The sequence below is a fragment of the Pseudoalteromonas sp. SR43-7 genome, from assembly GCF_014163785.1.
Classification (GTDB): domain Bacteria; phylum Pseudomonadota; class Gammaproteobacteria; order Enterobacterales; family Alteromonadaceae; genus Pseudoalteromonas; species Pseudoalteromonas distincta.
In genome coordinates, this window is the sequence record NZ_JACJDY010000046.1 from 3114 (window position 1) to 4990 (window position 1877).

Annotated in this window: 1 rRNA gene; it reads right to left on the reverse strand. The window is 49.7% G+C overall.

From position 1 onward, the window contains the following. Positions 1-48 precede the first annotated feature (48 nt). A 16S ribosomal RNA gene (locus H5087_RS19890) occupies positions 49-1584 on the reverse strand. Between the last annotated feature and the right edge of the window lie 293 nt (positions 1585-1877).

Here is a 1877-nt window from a genome sequence, read left to right on the forward strand (position 1 = left end):
TAACAATCATCTGTGTGGACACTACGAACAAATAAGTTCTAAATCGTATAAGGAGGTGATCCAGCCCCAGGTTCCCCTAGGGCTACCTTGTTACGACTTCACCCCAGTCATGAATCACTCCGTGGTAAACGTCCTCCCGAGGGTTAGACTATCTACTTCTGGAGCAACCCACTCCCATGGTGTGACGGGCGGTGTGTACAAGGCCCGGGAACGTATTCACCGCGTCATTCTGATACGCGATTACTAGCGATTCCGACTTCATGGAGTCGAGTTGCAGACTCCAATCCGGACTACGACGCACTTTAAGTGATTCGCTTACTCTCGCGAGTTCGCAGCACTCTGTATGCGCCATTGTAGCACGTGTGTAGCCCTACACGTAAGGGCCATGATGACTTGACGTCGTCCCCACCTTCCTCCGGTTTATCACCGGCAGTCTCCTTAGAGTTCTCAGCATTACCTGCTAGCAACTAAGGATAGGGGTTGCGCTCGTTGCGGGACTTAACCCAACATCTCACAACACGAGCTGACGACAGCCATGCAGCACCTGTATCAGAGTTCCCGAAGGCACCAAACCATCTCTGGTAAGTTCTCTGTATGTCAAGTGTAGGTAAGGTTCTTCGCGTTGCATCGAATTAAACCACATGCTCCACCGCTTGTGCGGGCCCCCGTCAATTCATTTGAGTTTTAACCTTGCGGCCGTACTCCCCAGGCGGTCTACTTAATGCGTTAGCTTTGAAAAACAGAACCGAGGCTCCGAGCTTCTAGTAGACATCGTTTACGGCGTGGACTACCGGGGTATCTAATCCCGTTTGCTCCCCACGCTTTCGTACATGAGCGTCAGTGTTGACCCAGGTGGCTGCCTTCGCCATCGGTATTCCTTCAGATCTCTACGCATTTCACCGCTACACCTGAAATTCTACCACCCTCTATCACACTCTAGTTTGCCAGTTCGAAATGCAGTTCCCAGGTTGAGCCCGGGGCTTTCACATCTCGCTTAACAAACCGCCTGCGTACGCTTTACGCCCAGTAATTCCGATTAACGCTCGCACCCTCCGTATTACCGCGGCTGCTGGCACGGAGTTAGCCGGTGCTTCTTCTGTCAGTAACGTCACAGCTAGCAGGTATTAACTACTAACCTTTCCTCCTGACTGAAAGTGCTTTACAACCCGAAGGCCTTCTTCACACACGCGGCATGGCTGCATCAGGCTTGCGCCCATTGTGCAATATTCCCCACTGCTGCCTCCCGTAGGAGTCTGGGCCGTGTCTCAGTCCCAGTGTGGCTGATCATCCTCTCAAACCAGCTAGGGATCGTCGCCTTGGTGAGCCATTACCTCACCAACTAGCTAATCCCACTTGGGCCAATCTAAAGGCGAGAGCCGAAGCCCCCTTTGGTCCGTAGACATTATGCGGTATTAGCAGTCGTTTCCAACTGTTGTCCCCCACCTCAAGGCATGTTCCCAAGCATTACTCACCCGTCCGCCGCTCGTCAGCAAAGTAGCAAGCTACTTTCTGTTACCGCTCGACTTGCATGTGTTAGGCCTGCCGCCAGCGTTCAATCTGAGCCATGATCAAACTCTTCAATTAAAAAGTTTTATGTCTTTCGACAGCTCAATGAATTCTGAATTTTTTAATATCTTTCGATATTGAATTGACTGTGCCGAATAATTACCGAAATAACTATTCTGTTGGTCACTCAGTTTTCAATTGAGACTCTAATTTGTTTGCCTCGCTACCTAAGTAGTTTGGCTGTTAGAACTCAATCTGTACGAGTGCCCACACAGATGATTGCTTTATATTGTTAAAGAACGTTGCGATTATAAAGTTGAACTTTATCTCGCTAGGGCTGCGCATATTACGCTTTCCTATTTTTTTGTCAA